General features: G+C 63.7%; 20 protein-coding genes. 9 read left to right on the plus strand and 11 right to left on the minus strand.

Annotated elements, in window-relative coordinates:
* Positions 1-166 precede the first annotated feature (166 nt).
* The 8 genes from SB756_RS23620 to SB756_RS23655 form a co-directional block, all read right to left on the minus strand.
* Positions 167-940: an enoyl-CoA hydratase gene (locus SB756_RS23620; RefSeq protein WP_341798111.1), complete on the minus strand. Its 774-nt coding sequence runs from the start codon at positions 938-940 to the stop codon at positions 167-169.
* Between the two features lie 13 nt (positions 941-953).
* Positions 954-2,081 (minus strand): acyl-CoA dehydrogenase, encoded by a 1,128-nt coding sequence (locus SB756_RS23625; protein WP_410912077.1) that lies wholly within the window; start codon positions 2,079-2,081, stop codon positions 954-956.
* An 8-nt stretch (positions 2,082-2,089) separates the two neighbouring features.
* Complete coding sequence (locus SB756_RS23630) at positions 2,090-3,283, minus strand: acetyl-CoA C-acyltransferase (protein ID WP_341798109.1); 1,194 nt, start codon at positions 3,281-3,283, stop codon at positions 2,090-2,092.
* An 11-nt stretch (positions 3,284-3,294) separates the two neighbouring features.
* Positions 3,295-4,062 (minus strand): SDR family NAD(P)-dependent oxidoreductase, encoded by a 768-nt coding sequence (locus SB756_RS23635; RefSeq protein ID WP_341798108.1) that lies wholly within the window; start codon positions 4,060-4,062, stop codon positions 3,295-3,297.
* Between the two features lie 13 nt (positions 4,063-4,075).
* Complete coding sequence (locus SB756_RS23640) at positions 4,076-5,722, minus strand: AMP-binding protein (protein ID WP_341798107.1); 1,647 nt, start codon at positions 5,720-5,722, stop codon at positions 4,076-4,078.
* 124 nt (positions 5,723-5,846) lie between these two features.
* Complete coding sequence (locus SB756_RS23645; RefSeq protein ID WP_410912079.1) at positions 5,847-10,337, minus strand: NEL-type E3 ubiquitin ligase domain-containing protein; 4,491 nt, start codon at positions 10,335-10,337, stop codon at positions 5,847-5,849.
* Between the two features lie 157 nt (positions 10,338-10,494).
* Positions 10,495-11,529, minus strand: coding sequence for an AraC family transcriptional regulator (locus SB756_RS23650; protein WP_341798105.1), 1,035 nt, complete (start codon positions 11,527-11,529; stop codon positions 10,495-10,497).
* Between the two features lie 57 nt (positions 11,530-11,586).
* Positions 11,587-12,450: a LysR substrate-binding domain-containing protein gene (locus tag SB756_RS23655; protein WP_410912081.1), complete on the minus strand. Its 864-nt coding sequence runs from the start codon at positions 12,448-12,450 to the stop codon at positions 11,587-11,589.
* Between the two features lie 112 nt (positions 12,451-12,562).
* Between SB756_RS23655 and SB756_RS23660 the strand changes: the two genes are divergently transcribed.
* The 3 genes from SB756_RS23660 to panB all read left to right on the plus strand — a co-directional run bounded on the left by SB756_RS23660 (position 12,563) and on the right by panB (position 15,579).
* Complete coding sequence (locus tag SB756_RS23660) at positions 12,563-13,669, plus strand: 2-aminoethylphosphonate--pyruvate transaminase (protein ID WP_410912083.1); 1,107 nt, start codon at positions 12,563-12,565, stop codon at positions 13,667-13,669.
* Between the two features lie 34 nt (positions 13,670-13,703).
* Positions 13,704-14,531, plus strand: a complete 828-nt coding sequence (gene phnX / locus SB756_RS23665) for a phosphonoacetaldehyde hydrolase (RefSeq protein WP_132846253.1) — start codon at positions 13,704-13,706, stop codon at positions 14,529-14,531.
* A gap of 232 nt (positions 14,532-14,763) precedes the next feature.
* Positions 14,764-15,579, plus strand: a complete 816-nt coding sequence (gene panB, locus SB756_RS23670; protein WP_410912085.1) for a 3-methyl-2-oxobutanoate hydroxymethyltransferase — start codon at positions 14,764-14,766, stop codon at positions 15,577-15,579.
* On the opposite strand, the gene SB756_RS23675 is transcribed toward panB, so the two are convergent.
* Both SB756_RS23675 and SB756_RS23680 read right to left on the minus strand, forming a co-directional pair.
* Complete coding sequence (locus tag SB756_RS23675) at positions 15,567-16,976, minus strand: PLP-dependent aminotransferase family protein (RefSeq protein WP_410912087.1); 1,410 nt, start codon at positions 16,974-16,976, stop codon at positions 15,567-15,569. The two genes, panB and SB756_RS23675, sit on opposite strands and share 13 nt — an antisense overlap.
* 50 nt (positions 16,977-17,026) lie before the next feature.
* Positions 17,027-18,091 (minus strand): AI-2E family transporter, encoded by a 1,065-nt coding sequence (locus SB756_RS23680; RefSeq protein WP_016500644.1) that lies wholly within the window; start codon positions 18,089-18,091, stop codon positions 17,027-17,029.
* A gap of 133 nt (positions 18,092-18,224) precedes the next feature.
* Between SB756_RS23680 and yegQ the strand changes: the two genes are divergently transcribed.
* From yegQ to SB756_RS23710, 6 genes are all read left to right on the plus strand, one after another.
* Positions 18,225-19,559 (plus strand): tRNA 5-hydroxyuridine modification protein YegQ, encoded by a 1,335-nt coding sequence (gene yegQ / locus SB756_RS23685; protein ID WP_341798099.1) that lies wholly within the window; start codon positions 18,225-18,227, stop codon positions 19,557-19,559.
* Between the two features lie 81 nt (positions 19,560-19,640).
* Entirely contained in the window at positions 19,641-21,338 is a 1,698-nt protein-coding gene (locus SB756_RS23690) for a copper resistance system multicopper oxidase (protein WP_410912257.1), read from the plus strand.
* The gene (locus SB756_RS23695) at positions 21,331-22,194 is read left to right on the plus strand and encodes a copper resistance protein B (protein WP_410912089.1); all 864 of its coding nucleotides are present in this window, start codon (positions 21,331-21,333) and stop codon (positions 22,192-22,194) included. The genes SB756_RS23690 and SB756_RS23695 overlap by 8 nt, the downstream gene beginning before the upstream one ends.
* Positions 22,195-22,208: 14 nt before the next feature.
* The gene (locus tag SB756_RS23700) at positions 22,209-22,637 is read left to right on the plus strand and encodes a DUF411 domain-containing protein (RefSeq protein WP_410912091.1); all 429 of its coding nucleotides are present in this window, start codon (positions 22,209-22,211) and stop codon (positions 22,635-22,637) included.
* Positions 22,637-23,074, plus strand: a complete 438-nt coding sequence (locus SB756_RS23705) for a YqaA family protein (RefSeq protein WP_410912093.1) — start codon at positions 22,637-22,639, stop codon at positions 23,072-23,074. Before SB756_RS23700 ends, SB756_RS23705 begins: the two co-directional genes overlap by 1 nt.
* Positions 23,075-23,149: 75 nt before the next feature.
* The gene (locus SB756_RS23710) at positions 23,150-24,148 is read left to right on the plus strand and encodes an alpha/beta fold hydrolase (protein WP_341798094.1); all 999 of its coding nucleotides are present in this window, start codon (positions 23,150-23,152) and stop codon (positions 24,146-24,148) included.
* A gap of 80 nt (positions 24,149-24,228) precedes the next feature.
* Here SB756_RS23710 and zapE read toward each other — a convergent pair whose 3' ends face one another.
* Positions 24,229-25,335 (minus strand): cell division protein ZapE, encoded by a 1,107-nt coding sequence (gene zapE, locus SB756_RS23715; RefSeq protein WP_341798093.1) that lies wholly within the window; start codon positions 25,333-25,335, stop codon positions 24,229-24,231.
* Between the last annotated feature and the right edge of the window lie 74 nt (positions 25,336-25,409).

Genomic DNA, 25,409 nt, shown 5'->3' on the forward strand with positions numbered 1-25,409 from the left:
GACGGGCATCCATGCCCGTCACCTCCCTTCGCAAGCCCTGCGCTCGGCCTCCTGAAGTCGCAATCTGCGTCGCCTGAACTACCGCGCGCTTAAAAGCAAAAGCAAAAACAACGGCAACGGCAACGGCAACGGCAACGGCAACGGCAACGGCACGAACCGAGTCTGATCAGCGATTCTTGAACTGCGCCTCGCGCTTGGCGATGAATGCGGCCATGCCTTCTTTCTGGTCTTCGGTAGAGAACGCCGCATGGAACACCCGCCGCTCAAAGCGCACGCCCTCGCTAAGGGTAACTTCGAACGCGCGATTGACGCTCTCCTTGACCATCATGCTCACCGGAATCGACTTGCTGGCAATGGTCGCCGCTACTTTCAGCGCCTCTTCCACCAACTCTGCCTGCGGCACGATGCGCGCCACCAGGCCAGCACGCTCGGCCTCTTCGGCCCCCATCAGGCGACCGGTCAGGCACAGTTCCATGGCCTTGGCCTTGCCCACCGCACGGGTGAGCCGCTGGGTGCCGCCCATGCCCGGCAGCACGCCAAGGTTGATTTCAGGTTGACCGAACTTGGCGTTGTCCGCAGCAAGGATAAAGTCACACATCATCGCCAGCTCGCAGCCGCCGCCCAAGGCGAAGCCGGATACCGCAGCAATGATCGGCTTGCGCCGGTTGGCAATGCGGTCAGCATCGCTGAACAGGTCATCGACGTAGATCTGCGGGTATTGCAGGTCGGCCATTTCCTTGATGTCGGCGCCAGCGGCAAAGGCCTTGGCCGAACCCGTAAGCACCACGCAGCCGATGTTCGGGTCACGCTCGAGCTGGTCCAGAGCCTGGTTGATCTCGCCAACAATCTGCGCGTTCAGCGCATTCAGTGCCTGCGGGCGGTTGAGGGTAATCAGCCCGACCTTGCCGTGAATGTCCAACAGGATGGTTTCGAATGCCATGCAGTCTGCTCCTTCAAAGATTGCGCGCAATGACCATGCGCTGAATGTCGCTGGTGCCTTCGTAGATCTGGCAAACCCGAACGTCGCGGTAGATCCGCTCCAGCGGGAAGTCACTCAGATAGCCATAACCGCCCAGGGTCTGCAAGGCATCCGAACAGACCTTTTCGGCCATTTCCGAGGCAAACAGCTTGGCCATGGACGCTTCCACCAGCGCCGGGCGCCCGGCGTCACGTAGTGCGGCGGCGTGCAGCACCATCTGCCGGGCCACGGCAATTTTCGTCGCCATGTCGGCCAGGCGGAAGGCCACGGCCTGGTGTTCGATCAGCGCCTTGCCAAAGCTTTGCCGCTCATTGGCATAGTCCCGCGCCACTTCGAACGCCGCACGGGCCATGCCCACAGCCTGCGAGGCGATGCCGATGCGCCCGCCTTCAAGGTTGGCCAGGGCAATCTTGTAGCCCTCGCCTTCTGCGCCCAGGCGGTTGGCCACCGGCACACGCACATTGTCGAAGACGATCTGGCAGGTGTCCGACGCGTGCTGGCCGAGCTTGTCCTCCACCCGCGCTACCTGGTAGCCCGGCGAATCAGTGGGCACGATAAAGGCGCTGATCCCGCGCTTGCCGGCCTCGGGATCAGTCACGGCAAACACGATCACTACCCCGGCGTTCTGCCCGGAGGTGATGAACTGCTTGCTGCCATTGAGCACATAGTGGTCACCGTCCAGGCGCGCTCGGGCCTTCAGGCTGCTGGCATCGGAGCCAGCCTGCGGTTCGGTGAGTGCAAAGGCACCCAGCATCGCGCCATTTGCCAGGGGGGTAAGGAACTGCGCCTTCTGCTGCTCGGTCCCAAAACGCAGGATGGGTACACAGCCTACCGAGTTGTGCACGCTCATGATGGTCGAGCAGGCACCATCGCCAGCGGCGATTTCTTCCAGGGCCATGGCGTAAGCCACGTAACCGGTGTCGCTGCCGCCCCACTGTTCCGGGACCAGCATGCCGAACAGTCCCAGCCCCGCCATCTCCTCGATGGCCTCCTTGGGGAAGCGGTGTTCCTTGTCCCACTGCTCGGCAAATGGTTTCAGGCGTTCCTGGGCAAAGGCGCGTACCGCATCGGCTATCTGTTGTTGCTCGTCAGTTACCAGCATGGTTCACCTCAGTACAGGCATTCGACGGCCATGGCCGTGGCCTCGCCGCCGCCAATGCAGATGGCCGCCACGCCGCGGCGCAGGTTGTTCTGGCGAAGGGCCGAGAGCAGGGTCACCAGGATGCGTGCGCCCGAAGCGCCGATCGGGTGGCCAAGGGCGCAGGCGCCGCCGTGGATGTTGACCTTGTCGTGGGGCAGGTCAAGGTGTTTCATGGCCGCCAGGGTGACCACGGCAAAGGCCTCGTTGATCTCGAACAGGTCGACGTCGGCCAGGCTCCAGCCGGTGCGTTTCATCAGCTTGTCGATGGCGCCGATCGGCGCGGTCGGGAACAGCGCCGGGGTGTCGGCGAAGGCCGCGTGACCGTGGATGACTGCCAGTGCATCAAGGCCCCGCTTGTCGGCTTCGGAGCGACGCATCAGTACCAGCGCCGCAGCGCCGTCGGAAATCGAGCTGGAGTTGGCTGCGGTCACCGTGCCACCTTCACGGAAGGCGGGCTTGAGCTGCGGAATCTTGTCCAGGCGCGCCTTGGGCGGCTGCTCGTCATCTTTGATAACGCGCTTTTCCTTGCCCTCGGTGACTTCCACCGGCACGATCTCGGCGGCAAAACGGCCGCTGCTGATCGCGTCCTGGGCACGGGTAAGCGAGGTGATAGCGAACTGGTCCTGCGCTTCGCGGCTGAAAGCATTGGCCTGGGCGCAGTCTTCGGCAAAGGTGCCCATCAGGCGGCCTTTGTCATAGGCGTCTTCCAGGCCGTCCATGAACATGTGGTCGATGATCTTGCCGTGGCCCATGCGGTAGCCGCCACGGGCCTTGTCCAGCAAGTACGGGGCGTTGGTCATGCTTTCCATGCCCCCCGCCACCACCACGTCTGCGGTGCCGGCCAGCAGCAGGTCATGGGCCATGATCGCGGCCTGCATGCCCGAGCCACACATCTTGTTCAGGGTGGTGCAGGTGGTGTGCTTGTCCAGCCCAGCCCCCAGTGCCGCCTGGCGTGCCGGCGCCTGGCCCAGGCCAGCCGGCAGCACGCAGCCGAACAGCACTTGCTCGACACTGGCAGCATCGATGCCGGCACGTTCCACCGCACCACGAATGGCCGCACTGCCCAGTTGTGGCGCGGTCAGGCTTTTCAGGTCGCCCTGCAGGCCGCCCATGGGCGTGCGCACGGCGCTGACGATAACAATCGGATCATTGGCGAGGGTCATGTTCGCTCTCCTTACTTGGCAGCCATGCGCAGTGCACCGTCGAGGCGGATCACCTCGCCGTTGAGCATGCTGTTCTCGATGATGTGACGGGCCAGCGCAGCGTATTCCTGCGGGCGCCCCAGGCGTGGCGGGAACGGCACGCCGGCAGCCAGCGAAGCACGCACTTCCTCGGTCATGCCAGCCATCATCGGCGTTTCGAAGATGCCCGGGGCGATGGTCATCACGCGGATGCCGAAGCGTGCCAGTTCGCGCGCGGCCGGCAAGGTAAGGCTGGCAATCGCGCCCTTGGAGGCAGCGTAGGCAGCCTGGCCGATCTGGCCGTCATAGGCAGCGATGGAGGCGGTGTTGATGATCACGCCACGCTCGCCGGCCTCATCGGCAGCCCCTTCAGCCATGGCTGCAGCGGCCAGGCGCAGCAAATTGAAGCTGCCGACCAGGTTGACGTTGATAACCTTGGCGAAGCTGGCCAGGCCATGCGGACCTTGCTTGCCCAGCACTTTCTCGGCACCCACGATGCCGGCGCAATTGACCAGCCCTTGCAAGCTGCCAAAGGCGCTGACGGCTGCATCAACGGCCGCCTGGGCGGCCAGCTCGTCGCTGATGTCAGCCACGGCGAAGCGGGCGTTGTCACCCAGCTCACGGGCCTTGGCCTCGACGGCCTGGGCATTGAGGTCGACCAGCATTACCTTGGCGCCGGCCTCGACCAGCATCTGCGCAGTGGCAGCACCCAACCCGGAGGCGGCGCCGCTGACGATGAAGTGTTTATTGGCTATGTGCATGATCGGTTTCCTTTCAGACGCTGGCAGGGGTGGCCTGTTGCGCTTGTTGTTTGGCGACTTCCTGGTTGCGCAGGATGAAGCGTTGCAGCTTGCCGCTCGGGGTCTTGGGCAGCTCGCTGACGAATTCGATTTCCCTGGGGTAGGCGTGCGCGTAGAGGCGCTGGCGCACGTGCTGGCGCAAGGTTTCTTCCAGCTCGACGCTGCCCACATGGCCGTTGGCCAAAACCACGAAGGCCTTGATCAGCTCAGTACGCTCGGGGTCCGGTTTGCCAACCACCGCTGCCTCGATCACCGCCGGGTGCTCGATCAATGCACTTTCCACATCGAACGGGCCGACTCGGTAACCGGAGGTAGTGATAACGTCGTCGCTGCGGCCAACGAAACTGATGCTGCCGTCCTGGTTCAGCTCCACCGTGTCGCCGCTTAGGTAATACTTACCGACGAAGGCCTTGGTCGCCTGGCCGTGGTAGCCGGCAAACCAGCACAAGGGCGACTGCTCGCGGTCAACCGCGAGGATGCCTGGCTGGCCAGCTGGCAGTTCGTTACCTTGGGCATCCAGCACCACGATGCGATGGCCGGGGATGGCGAAGCCTGCCGAGCCCAGGTGCACCGGATGCAACAGGCCATGATGATTGCACAGCACCATGCCCAACTCGGTCTGGCCGTAGTGGTCGTGAATGGTCACGTCCAGTTCCTCGGCGAACCAGCGGATCACCTCCGGGTTGAGCGGTTCTCCGGCACTGCTGACCACGCGCAGGCGACCTTTGATCGGTGCCGAAAACGCTTTGCCCGCGGCAATCAACAAGCGATACGCCGTGGGCGAGCCAGCCAGGTTCGTGATACCCAGCTTGTCGATTACCTGGGCACAGCTTTCAACGCTGAACGGGCCATCGTAGAAGGTGGTGGCATGGCCCAGCGACAATGGGCCGGTGACGGCGTAATACAGGCCGTAGGCCCAGCCCGGGTCGGCCAGGTTCCAAAAGTTGTCCTCGGGGCGCAGGTCGATGGCATCACGCATGTAACCCTGGAACGCGACAATGGCACGCAATGGCACTTCCAGGGGTTTCGCCGGGCCGGTGGTGCCGGAGGTGAACATCAGCAGAAACGGGTCGTTGCCCGAGCGCATGACCGGTTCACATACCGGTGAGGCAGCATCCAGGCATTGCTGAAAATCCAGCTCGCCACTGCGGGCCTTGACCGTGATGATCGATGGGCAGGCCTGCACCTCGTCCAGCTTGGCACGGTTGTGGCTGTCGGTGACGATAACGCGGGCGTGGGACTGTTCAAGGCGGTGTTCGATGGCCTTGGGGCCGAACGCGGTGAACAGCGGCTGGTACACCGCACCGAGACGCCAGGTGGCGAGAATGGTGACCAGCAACTCGGGAGTACGCGGCATCAGGCCCGCCACCCGGTCCCCTGCACCCACGCCCTGCGCCTTGAGCACATTGGCAAAGCGGGCCGCCTGTGCCTTGAGCTGATCAAAACTGTAGCGTGCGCTGTTGCCATCGCGGTCTTCGTGGATCAGCGCCAGCTTGCCGTCACCGGCATGGCGGTCACAGCATTCGACACAGGCATTGAGGGCTTCGAGGTGGCCATGCAGCGCCGCGCTAGCGGCCTGGGCAGGGTCGAACGCTCGAGCGGCCTCGGCGTAATCACGCATCGTCGGACTCCTGGTTTATTGTTTTTGGAGTTGAACCATAAGTCCGATGATGTTCGCGCCGCTCAACCGCGGCGGCAATGGCCAAAGTTGTCAATCTGGATGACCGGTTTGGCCGCTGTCGGCCTCAGGCCTGGCCGCGCTCCTTGCTATATAACAGTTGGTGAGTCAGGCGCACCAACAGGGCTCGCTCGTCCTGGTCGCGTTCGATGACCAGGTCGTCAAGGCGCTGGGTGACTTCAGCGGGAGTAAGTTCAGCACGTTGCTGCTCTAAAAGCTGTACGCGGTCCCAATAGACACGCTCCAGGTTGGTGAAGTACTCGCTGCTCCGTTCGCGCAGGTAACGCTGCCAGAACTCCCGCTGTGCAAGACTACGCGAGACGTTGAGCAATGTTTCAGCATCCTTGACTTGACGCAACGCCTGCGCAATCGCTGCATCGCTAACCCCCGCCGTTTCGCTGGCATCCATGGTCTGCGGCTGGAAGGGCAACTGCAGTACCTCGTGCAGCTTGACTCGGAAATACAGGTTGATCGTGTCGATGGTATCGTCGTCAACAAACTGCCCCTGGGCTGCGCGTCGGGCTGTTTCGGCAGTGGCACGTCGTTCGACTTGCTCCAGGCGGAACAACCCCCGCCCAAGATTGAGCAATTGATTACCGCGATCAGGTGAGGTGTTGTTTTCAGCCTGGGCAATCGCTGCCTGCTTTAGCAAATCGCTGAAGCGGCGAACGACGCGGTTGATCGAGCCGAACGGGGGGCGCAACTCGGCGAACACTTCCAAACGCAAAGCCGTATTGCTGCACAAGGCATCCAACAGCGTCCACAGGTTGCCCCGCAAGTTCTCGCTGGCGTTGACATAGTCGGTAGTGCGTTCCAACTGCTCAACCAGCGCAAACAAACCGACGCTGTCAGGCATGCCTGCCAATTCATCCCACTGCCGCCCTCGCGCCTCCAAAGTGCTGGCCTCGCTACCACCCACCCAAAGCGAACGTGCCCGTTGCAGCCCTTTCAACGACGGCGAAGGCATTACACCCTCTTCCAGAATGACATCGAAGGCATACAGGCGCTGCACGTCATACGTGCTCAGGGGGTTGCCCATCACCACGAATATGTGCCGAAAGTACTGCGGCATCCTCAGGACAACTTCCGGTATTACCTTCAGGTGATTACCACTCAGGTTCACTTTTTCAAGCGAGCTGCAGTGTTCGAGGCCACTCGGCCAGACGCCCAGCCGGCAATGCTGCAAATCCAGCTCACGCAAATGAGACAGCTGGTTGTAGGGCACAGGATATTGCCCCAATGGGTTGTAACTCAGGTCTACCGCTTCCAGCCGTGGGAGGCGGTTGATGGCGCTGATGGAGCTGATGTTCAAATGAATGTTGTTACGCGCCAGGCGTAAGGTGCGCAGTTCGATAAGGTAGGCGATACCTATCGGTACTGCAGATAGCTGGTTACCGACGAGGTTCACCTCGGTCAGGGCCGTAAGGCCGTGGAGGAAGTCCACCGGTACAACGGTGACCGCGGTGTCGTTGATGACTAATGAAACGAGGCGTGGGAAGTCCACCGACAACGGCAATGACGGGAGTGTCGTGATGCTTGGCCCCTCCAGCCTGAGGCGCTGCCCAATGGTGTTTCCTTCGCTGTCGTAAACCTGTTCGCCCTGGAAACGCCAAGCCCTGCGAATGCTGTCAGCGACAACCTTTCGGCACGTTTGGCGGGCCTCGTTCAATTCGCTGCCATACCATTGGTTGAGTGCCCGATCCAATCGGTTGTAGCTATCCTCCAGATCAAGCAGGTGCTGGAATGCCTGATCACCGAAGCCTTGCAGCCGTACAGCCTCTTGCTCGAGCTCGACGTCACCGAGCCCTCGGTACAGTACCCCCAGGCGGGCGCGCAACAGCTGCAGCAGGCCGGTACCGGCTTCGCCGCGGCCGCTCAGCAGATAGCCGACCCTGCCATTGGTCAAACGCTGGCCCGGGTTGAACCACGGGGCTTGCTCACGCCATCCGAGCAGGTGCAGGCGGGCGGTGCGCGTGTCGGGCACCAAGGCCTGGAGCTTGGCACGCAATAGCGCGGCAGGCTGCTCAGCGGGCAACCCCATTCGGCCAAGCTGTTCGGGCGTCAACAGAGCGGCAAGGGCCTGAAAGATCGTGCCTGGTTCGGCGACTTCCGCGGAATGTTCGTAGCCCTGCCCATCGAACAAGCGAAAACGCCCGTGGACATGGACCATTGACACGGTTTCACCTTCGGTCGACATGGCCGACAACCGGGTCAGCAAACGACCGTAGGGCGAGCCGTCGCGTAACTCCACTCCGAGCTGCGAAGGCCAGTTGGGCAGCCTCGACAGCAGGTTGATCACCAGTTCCCCGGCCTCGTCTGTGTAAGCACTGCTTAGAAACACGCCCTGCACTGCCCGGTCCAGCCGCGCCACCTGCGACAAGAAGCGCGCCTTGGTCGCCATCTTCACAGACAGCCTGCCGAGCCTGGAAAGCTTGGCCTGGGCGTTATCGGCTTCGGCCACGACCTCTGCGACATAGGCGTCAGGCAAGTGGGGGAAGTCACGCTTGACCAACCTGGCTACGGGGTCATCCGGCAGCCTGACCCGGGTCAGATGCTGCAGCAGAGGCCCCTCCAGCTGGGGTTGCTGCTGCAGTAAAGCGGCTTTGAGGGCGGCCGGATCCAAGCCCGTCATTCCAGGCCGGGCCAGGCACCACGCCTGGATCTCGGCATCCCCCCCCACCACCGATGCATCGCCAAGCGATGTGAAGAACGCCTCGATACGGGTGTTGGCATCGAAACGCCGCAAGGTCTCGCGCAGGGTAACCGGCAGCGGGCGGTTCTCAATTATCAGGCCGCGGAGTATGTCCTTGTTCATGCCCGCCATGTGTACGATCTGCTGTGCATGTTCGGTGCTCAGCAGTGCCTGGAACGGCCACAACGTATCGAGCATGCGGGCGCTGTCATCCCAAGTCTGCGGGCGCGCCGACCGTACATGCCAACTGCGCTCTCCATTGAACTCCACGACCGGTCCAAAGGTTTCATCACCGCGTGGATGACGCAGCCGCCACGGCCCCTCCGCCTGCGGGCGATGAACCTCATGGTAGCGATCACCACTGCGCATCCAGCGGCGTGTACCGCTGCTATACAAGCCATCATCTGCCAGGGTGCGTTCATCGGGCGTCGACTCGTAGACCGTGAGGTCGCTGGACCATAACCTTTGCTGGCCGTTGTCCAGCCTCACCGGCTCAAGGCCATCGACAAAGCGGCTGCGTACGAAATGGCCGGTGGCGCCGATCACCGCACCCGTCACCGCAACCTGGGCCAAGGTCTCAGCCACACCAAGCAGGTGCTCCAGCGCTTCATGCTGGTGGCCGTACGCCCAGTCCGTCACACCCTCGTAGACCTCGGAAACGGTTTGTACCAGCATTCGCCCCAGCAACAACTCACCCACCACAGGGACAAACATGCCGGCCAGATTGGCCACGTCCCAGCCCAGCGACTTCCAGCTTGCCTGGCGCTGTTTGGCCGCCCGCGCATCAGCTTGTGCCAGCGGCACCAATAGCAAGCTGGCGTCGCTTTTTATCCGTTTTACTTGCTGCTCGACCAGCCGTACGAACACGTCACCCTGGCCAGTCGTGCCATCCATCTGCAGGTCAGGCTCTGGGTCTTTGAGACGTGTCTGAAGCAGCTGGACGAAGTCCTGACGGTCCTCAAGCGCAATCAACTGGATAAAGTAACTCTGGTATTCAGGTGCATTCAGCCGCTTGACCATGGCCTGATGCATCTGACCCAGCGTGAGGAAGTGATGCAGGGCCTGCGACGGGTCGCTGGGAAGATAGAGGACCCAGCCACTTGCCTCGCCAGCGGCGTCACGCAACGGGATCACCAGGGCATCTGCCACAGGCTTGCCGAGCATGGTCAACAACCCTGGGTAACCTTGCAGGTGCAGGCCCTCACTTTGCTTGGCATCCGCCACCTCGGCCAGCGCCTCACACACCTGCTCGTTCAGTTCACCCTGGATCACTGCCAGCTCAGCAGCCAGCCGGAGCCCCGCCCGCTTCTCCGCGACAAGCAGCTTGCACGTTTGAGCGTTGAAGGTTTGATCAATCAGGGTTTGATACAACCTGCCAGTGTCCAGGTCCCTGCACGCTTTGACAAAGGCATCGTCGACGCGATAGAGCACCTTGCGCCCGCCGTTGACGACAAACTCACCGCGTAGCGGCGTGGCGCCGCTGGGAAAGTTCTGCATGAGACGCAGCAGCGCGGATTGGCGCACCTCGATCGTCCCCAGGGAAAAACCGAGAAAGCCGTCGCTAACCACCCCGCCCTCAGGTTCAAGCCATTCAAGCTCGTTCAGTTTGCTGCCCGCGGGCAGCCGGCCCTTGAGCAACGTGCCAAGCTTGTCCAGGGCGAAGGTTTGCAGCGGGACAAGCCCCCGAGTGGCTGCGCGTACGTTGTCCTGCCCGGCCTTGTGTTCCTTGAACAGGTTGCGCAGGCGTTTGATTTGTTGCGGGGTCGCTGCACGTAACCATTCGGGCAGCAGCTTGCCGATGAAGGCATCGGTTGCGCTGGCGCGCGTTGGGGTCTGGGCAGTAGGGGTTTCGGGGGGGTTGGCCATGATTGGGGGCGATCTTTGTTGACATGGGGAACACCCACTCTGTCAGCTGATACGCGCCGTCATCAGGGGGAACCTCAGCCACCGGCCCCAGGGTCTGCATGAACCGCCTCGAGAGGAAGGGCTGGCGAGGCGTTTTTCAGCGCAGCTTCATCCCGTATCAAGGCTTTTCCTGTGCGGGCGCTTGTCGCCCCAGTACCAGGCTTCGGTAATGCCCCGGATTGCAACCGAACCACTTGCGAAAAGCCTTGTAGAACGAACTGCTGTCGGCAAAGCCCAACCGCTCGGCGATCTCGCCAAGGCCCACGGCGGGGTCGGACAACCAGGCAATGGCCTGCTCGCGGCGTACGCTGTCCTTGAGCCCTTGGTAGGTTTGCCCCTCCTCCACCAGGCGCCGGCGCAAGGTTGAAAGAGAGATGCACAACCCGCCAGCCACGGCTTCGGCATCCGGCAAGCCGGCCGGGTCCATGCGCCGCAACTGATCACGGATGCGCCGCGCCAGGCTGGCGGGGTCACGGTATTTCACCAGGATATTATCCGGCGCACCGGCGAGAAACCGCTGCAACTCCTCTTCGCTGCGCTTTAGCGGCAGTTCCAGGCAATCAGCCGCGATGATCATGCGCGTACGCGGGCGCTCAAAGCAGAGGTTTTCCGAAAACATCACCCGATAGTCGTCACAGAACGGCGGCTCGGCACAGCGCAGGTCAATGGCCAGGATAGGGATGCGCCGCCCGGCCAGCCAGCAGGCCACCCCATGCACGATCATCCAGAACGTGAAATAGGTGAATGCGCGGCGCGGTTCGTCACGCGGTTCGTTGATGACAATCTCAGCCAGGCCTTCCTGGCGCACCAGGCTGGGTTGCATGTCTTCGAGCATCAGCGACAGGAACGCCAGCGCGGTTTCCAGGCCGGCGCCCAAGGTCGGCTGACCCATGCTGGCACGGCACATGAACGCCAGGCTGCCGCTGCGCAGGCCGCGCGGATCCATCGCGAAGAACTCGTCGTTGCAGCGCCGTGCCAGCAAGCGCCACAGTCGAGCATAGGCCTCGGCACTGACCCGCGCCTCTGGCAGGTGCAATTGTTCAACGGCAATGCCTGCCCGGGCCAGCAAGCCGCTATCGGGCTCACCGGCGGGGCAGGTCTGCAACAGCGCTTCGCGCACCAGTTGCATCGAAATGGTATCTTTGTCGCTCATCGACGGTCCTGTCGGCTGGTTGCCGGCCATCTTAGGCTGCCACGCTGAAAACAGCCATCACAGCCCCGCCGCCAGCCCCAGGAATGCCTGGATAAGGCGCAATTCTCGACGACGCTCCAGACAACCAATCAAGTGTTGGTTGATCAGGCCCTCGCCAGATAATGGTCGTGCGACCACCCGTGGGTCATGGGCCACTTCAGTGGATGAAACAACGCCAATACCCAACTCCGAGGCCACCGCCTCGGTCACCGCCTCACGGCTGTCCAGCTCCAGTAATACACGCGGTTGCACACCCGCTTTGATACAGGCCTTGTCGAAGGTACGCCGGGTGGTGGAGCTGGGTTCGCGCAGCACCATGATCTGCTGGTGCAACTCGGCCAACGGCAAGTCTTCCCCATCGTTCGCCCAGGCATGCCCCGCCGGCAACAAGGCACACAGGCGAGACTCACAAAGACTTTGCAAATGCAGCCCCTTGCGCGGCTCGATCTCGGTCAGCACAGCCACGTCGGCATGCTCGCTAAGCAACGCAGCCAGGGTTTCCTGGGCATTGCCCAGGCGCAGGTTGACGGTGATGCCCGGGTAGCGCTCGCGCAACAGCGCCAGCATCGGCATCACCCGGTGCGGGCCATCGGCTGCCACCTCCAGGCGCCCGGTCAGCAACTGGCGATTGGCTTCAAGCATGGCCTGCGCTTCTTCGGCCAGGCCAAACATGGCGCGGGTGATGGCCGCCAGGCGGATGCCTTCTTCGGTCAACTCCACACGCCGTGCGGTGCGCCGCAGCAAGGTGATCTGGTAGTGCTCCTCCAGTGCCTTGACGTGCCCGGTCACCGCCGGCTGGCTGATGAACAGGCGCTCGGCAGCACGCGTAAAACTGCCCTCTCGGGCCACCGCGTCGAAGGCACGTAGCTGGAACAGGTTCATATTTATCGGCCTGACTTATAGCTGGGATAACAACAAACAATTTGATTGATGACAGCCCGAATTGCAACCTAGGCCCCGTAGTTTCACTCCACCGCTTGTGAGGAAAAACGGAATGAGCAACGCCCCTATCTTGCTGACCCCCGGTCCCCTGACCACATCAATCCGCACCCGCCAAGCCATGCTGGTGGACTGGGGCTCCTGGGACCGTGACTTCAACCAGCTGACTGCCAGCGTCTGCGAGCAACTGCTGGCGATCATCGACGGCAGCGCCAGCCACCACTGCGTGCCCCTGCAAGGCAGCGGCACCTTTGCCGTGGAAGCGGCCATCGGCACCCTGGTGCCACGCGACGGCAAGGTCCTGGTGCTGATCAATGGCGCTTATGGCCAGCGCCTGGCAAAGATCTGCAAAGTGCTGGGCCGCACCTACAGCACCTTCGAAACCGCCGAAGACCAGCCCACCACTGCCGCTGATGTCGACAGGCTGCTGGCTGCCGACCCGGCCGTGACCCACGTGGCACTGATCCACTGCGAAACCAGCACCGGCATCCTCAACCCGCTGCCCGAAATCGCCCAGGTGATCAAACGCCACGGCAAGCGCCTGATCATCGATGCCATGAGCTCGTTCGGCGCGCTGCCGATCGATGCCCGCGAAATTCCCTTCGAAGCGCTGATCGCCGCCTCCGGCAAGTGCCTGGAAGGCGTACCCGGCATGGGCTTCGTCTTCGCCGAAAAAACCGCCCTGGCTGCCGCCGAGGGCAATGCCCACTCGCTGGCCATGGACCTGTACGACCAGCACACCTACATGGCCAAGACCGGCCAGTGGCGCTTCACCCCGCCCACCCATGTGGTCGCGGCCCTGCACGAAGCACTGCAGCAATACAACGAAGAAGGCGGCCTGCCTGCACGCCACCAACGCTATGCCGACAACTGCAAGACCCTGCTCGACGGCATGGCCGCCATCGGGCTGCGCAGCTTCCTGCCAGCTGACATCCAGGCGCCGATCATCGTCACCTTCCACGCACCAGACGACCCTCGCTACCAGTTCAAGGACTTTTACGAGCGGGTCAAGGCCAAGGGCTTCATCCTCTACCCGGGCAAGCTGACCCAGGTCGAAACCTTCCGCGTCGGCTGCATTGGCGTGGTCGGTGCCGATGGCATGCAGGCCGCCGTGAATGCCGTGGCCGAAGTGCTGCGGGAAATGGAAGTGCTGGACATCTGACCCTTTGCCCACCCGAATTCAGGAATTAGCGCACATGAACTACAGCAACCCCACCCAGCTGCAAGCCGCCATCCTCGACTGGGCCGGCACCGTGGTCGACTTCGGCTCTTTCGCCCCCACCCAGATCTTTGTCGAGGCCTTTGCCGAGTTCGACGTGCAAGTGTCCATCGAGGAAGCCCGTGGCCCGATGGGCATGGGCAAATGGGACCACATCCGCACCCTGTGCGACGTGCCGGAAATTGCCGAACGCTACCGCAAGGTGTTCGGCCGCACGCCGACCGACGACGACGTCACCGCCATCTACAACCGCTTCATGCCGCTGCAGATAGAGAAGATCGCCGTGCACTCGGCACTGATCCCCGGTGCGCTGGACACCCTTACCGGGCTGCGCCAGGACGGCCTGAAAATCGGCTCGTGCTCGGGCTATCCGAAGGTAGTGATGGACAAGGTGGTGGAACTGGCGGCGCAGAACGGCTACGTGGCCGACCACGTGGTGGCCACCGACGAAACCCCTAACGGCCGACCATGGCCAGCCCAGGCCCTGGCCAACGTGATTGCACTGGGTATTGACGATGTGGCGGCCTGCGTGAAGGTCGACGACACCGTGCCTGGCATTCTCGAAGGCCGCCGTGCCGGCATGTGGACCGTGGCACTGGTGTGCTCGGGCAACGCGCTGGGGCTGACCTGGGAAGGCTTCCGGGCGCTGAGCGCCGAGCAGCTGGAAAGCGAGCGTCAGCGCATCCATGCGCTGTTCGCCGGCTCGCGCCCGCACTACCTGATCGACACCATCAACGAACTGCCCGAAGTGATTGCCGACATCAACCGACGCCTGGCCAAAGGCGAGATGCCACAAGCCTTCTGAAGCCGTGCACCTTCTCTGTGGGAGCGGCCTTGTGTCGCGATCGGGCTGCGCAGCAGCCCCAGCGATCCAGACCTTTTTTGGCTGAATCCGAGGGGCCGCTCCCACAAAAGGCTGCTAAGCCGGCCGAATCGAGAAGGTAACCTGGGTCGCTTTTCAGCCTGGATCTGTACATTGAGTTGCCGCTGCAAGTTCCCAAAAATGGGCCATCCCTGTCCTGAGATGCCCAGCCCCCATGAGCACACACACCCGCACCAGCCGCCTTACCGTCCCGCAACTGGTAGCCATGAAAGGCCGGCAAAAGATCGTTTCGCTCACCGCCTACTCAAGCTCCATTGCCCGGGTGATCGACCCGCTGGTCGACTTCATCCTGGTCGGCGATTCCACGGCCATGGTCGGCTACGGCCGCCCGTCCACCCTGGGCATGCGCCTGGACGAGACCATCGCCCACACCCGCGCCGTGGTCGACAGCACCCGTCTGGCCTGCGTGGTCGCCGACATGCCGTTTGGCAGCTACCAGGAATCCCACGAACAAGCCTTTCGCAACTGCGCCCAGGTATTGGCCCGCACCGGCTGCGATGCGCTCAAGCTGGAGGCCAACCAGGCGTTGGCGAGCACCGTCGAATTCCTGGTCGCACGGGGTATTCCGATCATGGCGCACATCGGCTTGATGCCGCAGTTCGTCAATGCCATGGGCGGCTACAAGGCTCAGGGGCTGAACCCTGACAGCGCTGCAGCCCTGCGCGCCGATGCGCAGGCGAACCTGCACGCGGGTGCTTTCAGCCTGCTGCTCGAAGGCGTGGCGGAGCCCGTGGCCCACGCCATCACCCAGGCCAGCGATAAACCGACCATTGGCATTGGCGCCTCACCCGCCTGCGATGGCCAGGTGCTGGTCACCGAAGACCTGCTGGGGCTGGGGGGTGACCGCGTGCCACGCTTCGTCAAGCAGTATGCCGACGTCGGCCAGGTGATCCGCGAGGCCTGCACGCGCTATGCAGACGAAGTGCGCGACGGGGCGTTCCCTGGCTTGCACCACTGCTACGGGGTTTGAGCTTCGGCCTGAATCGCCTCGACAAGGCATTGCAGCGCGGAGGCAATATTCTTGCTCCAGTCCACTGTGCAGCACAGCCGCAGGTGGCTGCGCCATAGGCCACACTGGCTGAAGAGCTCCCCGGGGGCGATGACGATGCGCTGCGCCAGCAACCGCTCGAAGACCCGGCCCATATCCACTGGCCGGGTCGCCTGCAACCACAGGCTGGCCCCGCCTTGGGGCTCGGTGATGCGCAGGCAGCCCTGGCCGTAGACGTCCAGTAGCGCCTTCATCTGCTGCAGGCGTTGGCGCAGCATGGGCCGCAAGCGCTTGACATGCAGCTCGACCCGGCGCGAGGTGAACAGCTTGGCGATGGCCTTTTGGCGAATCGGTGACAAGCGAAAAGCACGTTCGAGAAACAGCTGCTGCAACCGCTCGTTATGCTGCCGGCAAAGCAGGTAGCCAAAGGGCGCCTCTGCGCCGATCAGCTTGTCCAAGGTCGAAAACACCAGCAGCCGTTCAGGGTCGGCGAAGTCCCGGTAGCGCGGCGCTGACGCGTGGAAACACAACTCGCCGTAGCCATCGTTCTCGAACAACCACACAGCGTGCTCAGCCAGCCAGTGACAAATCTGCTGCTTGTCCGCTGCGGGCATCAAACCGCCTTGCGGCACGTTGGCCGCTGACGACAGCACTGCCAGGCGCACAGGCTGATCGCACATCAGTCGGTGGAACTGCTGCAGATCGAAACGCCCGTCATCACCCAATGGCACTTCGATGATGGTCATGCGTGCACCCTGCAACTGCCTTAGCACCGCCCAGTTGCAGGGCGACTCCACCAGCGCCACCTGGCCCTCCAGGTCGAGGGCGCGTAACGACAATTCGAGGATGCTGCGCAGGTCCGCGCCGATAAACACCTGATCGGCGCTCCAGTAATTCTGCGCCGAGCGGGTGTAGCGGTCGGCCAGCACGCTGCGCAACTCAGGCTCACCGAACGGCTGGAACAACGGTGCCAACGAGTGCGGGTATTGGCGCGCCAGTTCGCGCTCGATCATCATCAGCGGCTGTTGCAGCGACAGCAACATGGCCGGCGCATCACTGCCCAGGGCCAGCATACCCGGCTGACGGGCACTGGCGAACACCGTGTCGAGAAGGCTCGGTGAGTGATGGCCACGCATGGCGGGCGCGCGGGTTCGGCTGAAGTAGCCCTGCTTGGGGCGCGCATACACCCGCCCTTCGTCTTCCAGCAGCGCATAGGCGTACTTGGTACTGGATACCGAAACACTCAGGCGCTGGGCCAGCTCGCGCAGCGACGGCAAGCGCTGCTCCACATCGCAGGGCGCTGCCTCGATCCTGTCGAGCAAGTAGCGGTAGACCGCCTGGTAGGTGTAGCTGGGCTTGTCGATCTGGCTGTTGTCCATGGCGGCGACTGTGACGGCATTGAACCCAACCCTGGCGCGTTGGTAAACCCCTACTGTGGCAATTGCACCTGCGGCTTGGTCGCGGCAAAGATCGCCCAGCTGGACACGAACAGCGCCGCGATCAATGGTCCGATCACGAAGCCGTTGAGCCCGAATACTGCCAGCCCACCCAGCGTCGACACCAGAATCAGGTAGTCCGGCATGCGCGTATCCTTGCCCACCAGAATCGGCCGCAGCACGTTATCCACCAGGCCAATCACCAGCACCCCGAACGCGGTCAGGATAATCCCCGGCAGTATTGCCCCGGTCAGCAGGAAATACGCGGCCACCGGCGCCCAGACGATGCCCGCACCCACCGCCGGCAGCAGCGACAGGAACGCCATCAGCACCGCCCACACCAGTGCGCTGGGAATATCCAGCACCCAGAAAATGAACCCGCCCAGCGCCCCTTGGGTAATGGCCACCAATACGTTGCCTTTTACCGTGGCCCGCACCACACGGTTGAACTTCAGCTGCAAACGGCGTTTCTGGTGCTCGGGCAGCGGCACGGCCTGCCTCACCCGGCGGGCCACTTCCGGGCCATCGCGCAGAAAGAAGAACAGCAGGTACATCATGATGCCAAAGCTGACCACGAACTCGAACGTGCCTTGGCCAAAGCTGAATGCCTGGCTGGCCAATACCTGGCTACCTTGGGTTGCCCACTTGGTGATCTTGTCACGCAACCCGTCGAGGTTGCCCATGCCCATGTTGTCCAGGCCATGCTGGGCGAATGCCGGGAGCAGGTCCTTGCCGTGCTCGACGTAACCAGCAATGTCCAGTTGCCCGCTTTCGATGCGCTGGTACAGCGTGGCGCCCTCCTGGACCAACAGCGCGCTGGTGATGATCACCGGCAGGATCGCCACCAGCAGGCACACCAGCGTGGTCGTGGCCGCAGCCAGGTTGCGTCGCCGCCCGAAGCGGATCAGCAGGTGGCGCTGCAGCGGGGCGAACAGGATGCCGAGGATCACCGCCCAGAAGATTGCGCCATAGTACGGCAACAGGATCCAGAAGAAGGCAATGGTCACCAGCGCCAGGAGTACTGCCAGGGCTTTGTTCTGTAGCGCGGTTTCGTTCATTGCAGTTCCTCTCATGGCTTGTGAGAGATTAGTGCATGGCACTCGGGCAAAAGTGCCGCGCTCACTTGACGCAAATCAATACGCGCCTTGTCCATCGCCCCTAGCATCCCGGCCTTTTTGCCCCGGTGCGCACATGAACCCTACCGCCAAGCCCGAACTGCTCGCTCCTGCCGGCACCCTCAAGACCATGCGCTACGCCTTTGCCTACGGCGCCGACGCAGTCTACGCCGGCCAGCCGCGCTACAGCTTGCGGGTGCGCAACAACGAATTCGACCACGCCAACCTGGCGCTGGGTATCCAGGAGGCGCATGCCCTGGGCAAGCGCTTCTACGTAGTGGTCAACATCGCCCCGCACAACGCCAAGCTCAAGACCTTTCTCAAGGACCTGGCACCGGTCATCGACATGGCGCCGGACGCGCTGATCATGTCCGACCCCGGCCTGATCATGCTGGTGCGCCAGCACTTCCCGCAGATGCCGGTGCACTTGTCGGTGCAGGCCAACACAGTCAACTGGGCGAGCGTGCAGTTCTGGCAGCAAATGGGCTTGAACCGGGTGATCCTGTCACGCGAGCTGTCCCTGGAAGAGATCGAGGAAATCCGCCAGCAGGTGCCGGGCATGGAGCTGGAGGTGTTCGTCCACGGCGCGCTGTGCATGGCCTATTCCGGCCGTTGCCTGCTGTCGGGCTACCTCAACAAGCGTGACGCCAATCAGGGCACCTGCACCAACGCCTGCCGCTGGAAGTACGACGCCACGCCGGCCACCGAGAACGCCACCGGCGACATCGTGCGCGAAGTGCAGCCCACCCTTGGCCTGGGCGCCCCTACCGAGCAGGTTTTCCTGCTGCAGGAAAGCAACCGCCCCGGCACCGAAATGCCGGCGTTCGAAGATGAACACGGTACCTACATCATGAACGCCAAGGACCTGCGCGCCATCCAGCACGTCGAGCGCCTGGCCGGCATGGGCGTGCATTCGCTGAAGATCGAAGGCCGCACCAAGTCGCACTTCTACTGTGCCCGTGCCGTACAGTCGTACCGCCAGGCGATCGACGACGCCGTGGCCGGGCGGCCGTTCGACCGCGCCTTGATGGGCAACCTCGAATCCCTCGCGCAACGCGGCTACACCGAAGGCTTCCTGCGCCGCCACGTGCACGATGAATACCAGAACTACCAACGCGGCAACTCGGTCTCGGAGCGCCAGCAGTTCGTCGGTGAACTGACCGGCGTGCGTGTCGAAGGCCTGGCCGAGGTCAAGGTGAAGAACCGCTTTGCCGTAGGTGACCACCTGGAGCTGATGACCCCGCGTGGCAATTACCACTTCGACCTGCACCGCCTGTGCAACCGCCAGCAGCAGGCCATCGACGTGGCACCAGGCGACGGCCATGTGGTGTACCTGCCCATTCCGGAGCAGGTCGCACTTGACTACGCCCTGCTGATGCGCGACCTGCGCGCCGACGAGGTGGCAAGCTGACAATGCTGTAATGTGCGCCTCAGCTGCCTGACAGGCGCCTGCAGCGAACATCGTGGCTCCCCCGCATGAGGCCACGCCATGTTGCGCACCCCCACCCGCCGTACCTTCGTCAAAGGCCTGAGCGCCGCCACCACACTGGCGGGCCTGGGGCTGTGGCGCCCGCTGGCCCAGGCCGCCGAAGGCCAGGACCTCGCCGGCCAGCACTTCGAGCTGTTCATCGGCCAGACCCCGGTCAACATCACCGGCCGCCCGCGCACCGCACTGACCATCAACAACAGCCTGCCCGGCCCGGTGCTGCGGTGGCGCGAAGGCGACACCGTGACCCTGCGCGTGCGTAACCGGCTGGCACAGGACACCTCGATCCACTGGCACGGCATCATCCTGCCCGCCAACATGGACGGCGTACCTGGCCTGAGCTTCGCCGGCATTGAACCCGGCGGGGTCTACCTGTACCGGTTCACCTTGCGCCAAAGTGGAACTTACTGGTACCACAGCCATTCGGGGCTGCAGGAACAGGCCGGAGTATACGGGGCCATCGTGATCGAGCCGCGCGAACCCGAACCGCACCACTACCAGCGCGACCACGTGCTGCTGTTCAGCGACTGGTCGGACCAGGCGCCGGAACAGCTGATGTCCACCCTGAAGAAACAGTCCGACGCGTACAACTACCACAAGCGCACGGTCGGCGATTTCATCGATGACGTGGCCGACAACGGCTGGAGCCCCACCGTCGCCGAGCGCACGGCATGGGCGCGCATGCGCATGAGCCCTACCGACCTCGCCGATATCAGCGCCGCCACCTATACCTACCTGCTCAATGGCCAGCCGCCGGAGGGCAACTTCACCTGCCTGTGCCAACCGGGCGAAACCGTGCGCCTGCGGCTGATCAACGCCTCGGCCATGACCTATTTCGATTTCCGTATCCCCGGGCTGAAGCTGACGGTGATCGCCGCCGACGGCTTGCCGGTGACGCCGGTGAGCGTGGATGAGCTGCGCATTGCCGTGGCCGAAACCTATGACGTGCTGGTGACCGTGGGCGACCAACCTGCCTACACCCTGTTCGCCCAGAGCATGGACCGTACCGGCTTCGCCCGCGGCACCCTGGCCCGCGCCACCGGGCTGCAGGCCCCGGTGCCTGCCCCCGACCCGCGCCCGGTGCTGAGCATGGACGACATGGGCCACGGCCGCATGGGCGCCATGGCGGGCATGGATCACAACAACATGGCCGGCATGGACCACACGGCCATGTCAGCGATGCAACAACACCCGGCCAGTGAAACCGGCAACCCGTTGGTGGACATGCAGACCATGGCCCCGCGCGCCAACCTGGCCGACCCTGGCATAGGCCTGCGCAACAATGGCCGCCGCGTGCTGACCTACGCCGACCTGCGCAGCCCCTACCCCGACCCGGACGGCCGCACGCCATCCCGCGCCATCGAGCTGCACCTGACCGGCCACATGGAGCGTTTCGCCTGGTCGTTCGACGGCATCAAGTTCAGCGATGCCGAGCCGTTGCGCCTGGCCTACGGCGAGCGGGTGCGCATCACCCTGGTCAACGACACCATGATGACCCACCCTATCCACCTGCACGGCATGTGGAGCGACCTGGAAGACGAACACGGCCAGTTTCTGGTGCGCAAGCACACCGTCGACATCCCGCCCGGCAGCCGACGTTCCTACCGGGTGACTGCCGACGCCCTTGGCCGCTGGGCCTACCATTGCCACCTGCTCTACCACATGGAGACCGGCATGTTCCGCGAGGTACGCGTCGATGAATGACACACGCAACCGCAGTGTCGTGGCCGGCGTGGCCCTGCTGACCCTGTTCGCCAGCGAACGTGCGCTGCCCGCTGGCATGGCGCACATGAACCATGGCCAGATGAACCATGAAAGCATGAGCCATGGCCCGGCTACGCCCAGCCCGCCGCGCACGCCCCTGCCTGCAATCACCGACGCCGACCGCCGCGCCGCCTTCCCGCCACTGCCTGGGCACGAGGTACACGACCGGGCGCTGAACTGGGCCGTGATCGTCGACAAGCTCGAATACCAGAACTTCGAGGGCAACAGTGCGCTGAACTGGAACGCCACGGCCTGGGTCGGCGGCGATATCGACCGCCTGTGGCTGCGCACGGAAGGCGAACGCGAGCAAGGCAAGACGCACAAGGCCGAAGTGCAGGCGCTGTGGGGCCATGCCGTGAGCCCGTGGTGGGAGCTGGTGGCCGGCGTGCGCCAGGACTTCAAGCCCGCCAGCGGCCAGACCTGGGCCGGCTTCGGCATTCAAGGCACGCCGCTGTATGGCCTGGAGCTGCAAGCCACCGCCTACGCCGGCGAGCGGCAACAGACCGCGCTGCGCCTGGAAGCCGCTTACGCTATGCTGCTGACCAACCGCTGGATACTGGAACCGAACCTGGAAGCCAACCTCTACGGCCGCAACGACGCCAGGCGCGAGCAAGGCGCTGGGCTGGCCGACAGCGAGGTGGGCCTGCGGCTGCGCTACGAGATCACGCGCGGTTTCGCGCCCTACATCGGGGTCAGCTTCAATCGCCTGCACGGCACGCGTGCCGACCAGGCCCGCGAAGACGGCGAAGACCTGGGCCAGACCCGCCTGGTTGCCGGTATCCGCCTGCGTTTCTAAAGGAGTGCCTCACCATGCTGCGCAAACACCTGCTGGCCCTGGGCCTGCTGGCCATCACCGGCCTGGCCCAGGCCGCCGAGACCATCGACGTCTACCGCGACCCCAACTGCGGCTGCTGCAAGGCCTGGATCAGCCACCTGCGTGACAATGGTTTCACCGTCAACGACCACGTCGAGCCGAACATGAGCGCGGTCAAGCAGCGCCTGGGCGTGGCGCCGCGCCTGGCGTCGTGCCACACCGGGGTGATCGACGGCAAGTTCGTCGAAGGCCATGTGCCGGCCGAGCAGGTGCGCCTGCTGGCAAAGCGTAGCGACCTCAAGGGCCTGGCCGTACCGGGCATGCCCATGGGCTCGCCCGGCATGGAAATGGGTGACCACAAGGATGCCTACCAGGTCATCGGCGTCACCCTGGATGGCCAGGACACCGTTGTAGCCGACTACTGATGCTCAGCTTGTGGGCGCTGTTTCTCAGCGCCTTCGGCGCCGCCACCCTGCTGCCGCTGCAATCGGAGGCCGTGCTGGTCGGCCTGTTGCTGCGCCAGCCCGAGGCCTGGGCAACCCTGCTGCTGGTGGCCACTCTGGGCAATGTGCTGGGTTCGGTCGTCAATTGGCTGCTGGGCCGCGCCGTCGAGCACCTGCGCGACAAACGCTGGTTCCCGTTCACCGCTGCCCAACTGCAGCGCGCGCAGCAGCGTTACCAGCGCTGGGGGCAATGGTCGTTGCTGCTCAGCTGGATGCCGGTGATCGGCGACCCGCTGACATTGATCGCCGGGATCATGCGGGAGCCGTTCTGGCGCTTCCTGCTGCTGGTGACCCTGGCCAAGGCTGGCCGTTATGCGGTGCTGGCGATGATTACCCTGGGCTGGTTTCACGCCTGGTAACACCTTTCACGTTCCCGGCGCGCGCCTGGCTGCTAAAGTCGCCTTCTCCTATATGGCCCTACACGGAGTGCCCCCATGCTGCGCGCAACCGCCCTGGCCCTGGCCTGCCTTGCCGGCAGCCCGGCCATCGCCGCCGAAACGCCTACCTACGGCCCCCAGCTCGAAGGCTTCAGCTATCCCCACCCGCTCAAGCACTTTGACTTCAAGTCCCAGGGCCAGTCCCTGCAGATGGGCTACATGGACGTCCCCGCACAAGGCCAAGCCAACGGCCACAGCGTGGTGCTGATGCACGGCAAGAACTTCTGCGCCGCCACCTGGGAAACCACCATCGACGCCCTGAGCAAGGCCGGTTACCGGGTCATCGCCCCCGACCAGGTCGGCTTCTGCACTTCCAGCAAGCCCGCGCATTACCAGTACAGCTTCCAGCAGTTGGCCGACAACACCCATGCCTTGCTCGAACAGCTGGGTATCAGGCAAACCATCGTGCTCGGGCATTCCACGGGCGGCATGCTCGCCACCCGCTATGCGCTGATGTACCCGCAGCAGGTGGAACGCCTGGCCATGGTCAACCCGATTGGCCTGGAGGACTGGAAAGCGCTGGGCGTGCCCTACCGTACGGTGGACCAGTGGTATGCGCGCGAGCTCAAGCTGGATGCCGAGGGCGTGCGCGAGTATGAGCGCAAGACCTACTACGCCGGGCGCTGGAAGCCGGAGTACGAGCGCTGGGTACAGATGCTGGCGGGCCTGAACAAGGGGCCGGGGCATGAAGCGGTGGCGTGGAACTCGGCGCTGATCTACGACATGATTTTCACCCAACCGGTGTACCACGAGTTCAAGGACCTGCAAATGCCGACCTTGCTGCTGATCGGCGACAAGGACACCACGGCCATTGGCAGCGATATCGCACCGCCGGAGGTAAAGGCGAAGCTGGGCAAGTATGAAGTGCTTGGCCCGCAGGTGGCCAAGCTGATCCCCAAAGGTGAACTGATCACCTTCGAAGGCATGGGGCATGCGCCGCAGATCGAAGAACCCGTGCGGTTCAACCGCACGCTGGTCGAGTGGCTGGCCAAGTAAAACGGCGGCTCGAGACCAGCACGGTATCTGTGGGAGCGGCCTTGCGTCGCGATGGGCCGCACAGCGGCCCCCTGCACCGTTCAGCCAAACCGTTGCAGTTGCATCTCCCGCAACCGGCTCAAGGTCCGCTGGTACGGGAATGCCAGATACCCCTGCGTATACAGCTCTTCCAGCCGCACCTCGGCCTCGAGGTACAGTGCCACACGGCGGTCGTAGCACTCATCGACCAGGGCGATGAAGCGGCGTACCGCATCGTCCTTGGGCGACAGCGCCGGCAGCTCACGGTCGCCTGCCACCACCCGCGCCGCACCATCTTCAGTGCCACGCGCAATGCGACCGGCCTGCTGCTTACCGCCCAGCGCCGGAATACCCGACACCAGGATGGCCGGAAAACGGTCGCAAAGTGCCATGAATTCCATGGCCGCCAGCGGTTGTTCGCACAGGTCGGTGAAGCGGCACCAGATAGCCTGCTCGCTGCGCCGCACGACCTGTACCTGCCTGGAGCCGATAACCAAGGGCTGATCAGTACCCGTGTGATCCGGGCTGAGCTGGCAGAACACCTCGCCCAGCGGGCTGGCCTGCCCTGTCGCTGCAACCCAGTAGCGCTGCCGTTCTGCACCGGGGTGCAGGCGGTGGTCCTGCTCGCCCGTCACCGGCAGTACCTGCATGTGCCGCTCAATGGCGGCGATGGCCGGCAGGAACCGCTCGCGGTTGAAACCGTCGCGGTAGAGATGGTCGGGTGGCTGGTTGGAGGTGGCGACGATCACCACGCCCTGGTCGAACAGTACCTGGAACAAGCGGCCGAGGATGATCGCGTCGCCAATGTCGTTGACGAACAGTTCGTCGAAGCACAACACGCGGATCTGCCCGGCCAGCTCCCGGGCCAACGCCAGCAGCGGGTCGGCGGTGCCATTGAGCTGGAACAGGCGCTGGTGGACCCAGGCCATGAAGTGATGAAAGTGCTGGCGCCGGCTGGATACGCACAAGCAGCGGTGGAACTGGTCCATCAGCCAAGTCTTGCCCCGGCCGACCGGGCCCCAGAGGTAGATGCCCTGGGTGGGGCGGCCCTGCTCGACAGCCAGGAAGCAGGCCTGCAAGGCATTGACGGCGCGGGCCTGGGCAGGGTCGTCAGCGTAGCCCTGAGTGCTCAGGGCTTGCTGGTAAAGGGATTGGGGAGTGATGGCCATGGCCGCATTCTACACAGGTCCCTGTAGGAGCGGCCTTGTGCCGCGATGGGCCGCGCAGCGGCCCCAGGACTTCG

Origin of the sequence: Pseudomonas sp. SIMBA_068, from assembly GCF_046534705.1 — a bacterium.
In the GTDB taxonomy this organism is placed as follows: Bacteria; Pseudomonadota; Gammaproteobacteria; order Pseudomonadales; family Pseudomonadaceae; genus Aquipseudomonas; species Aquipseudomonas putida.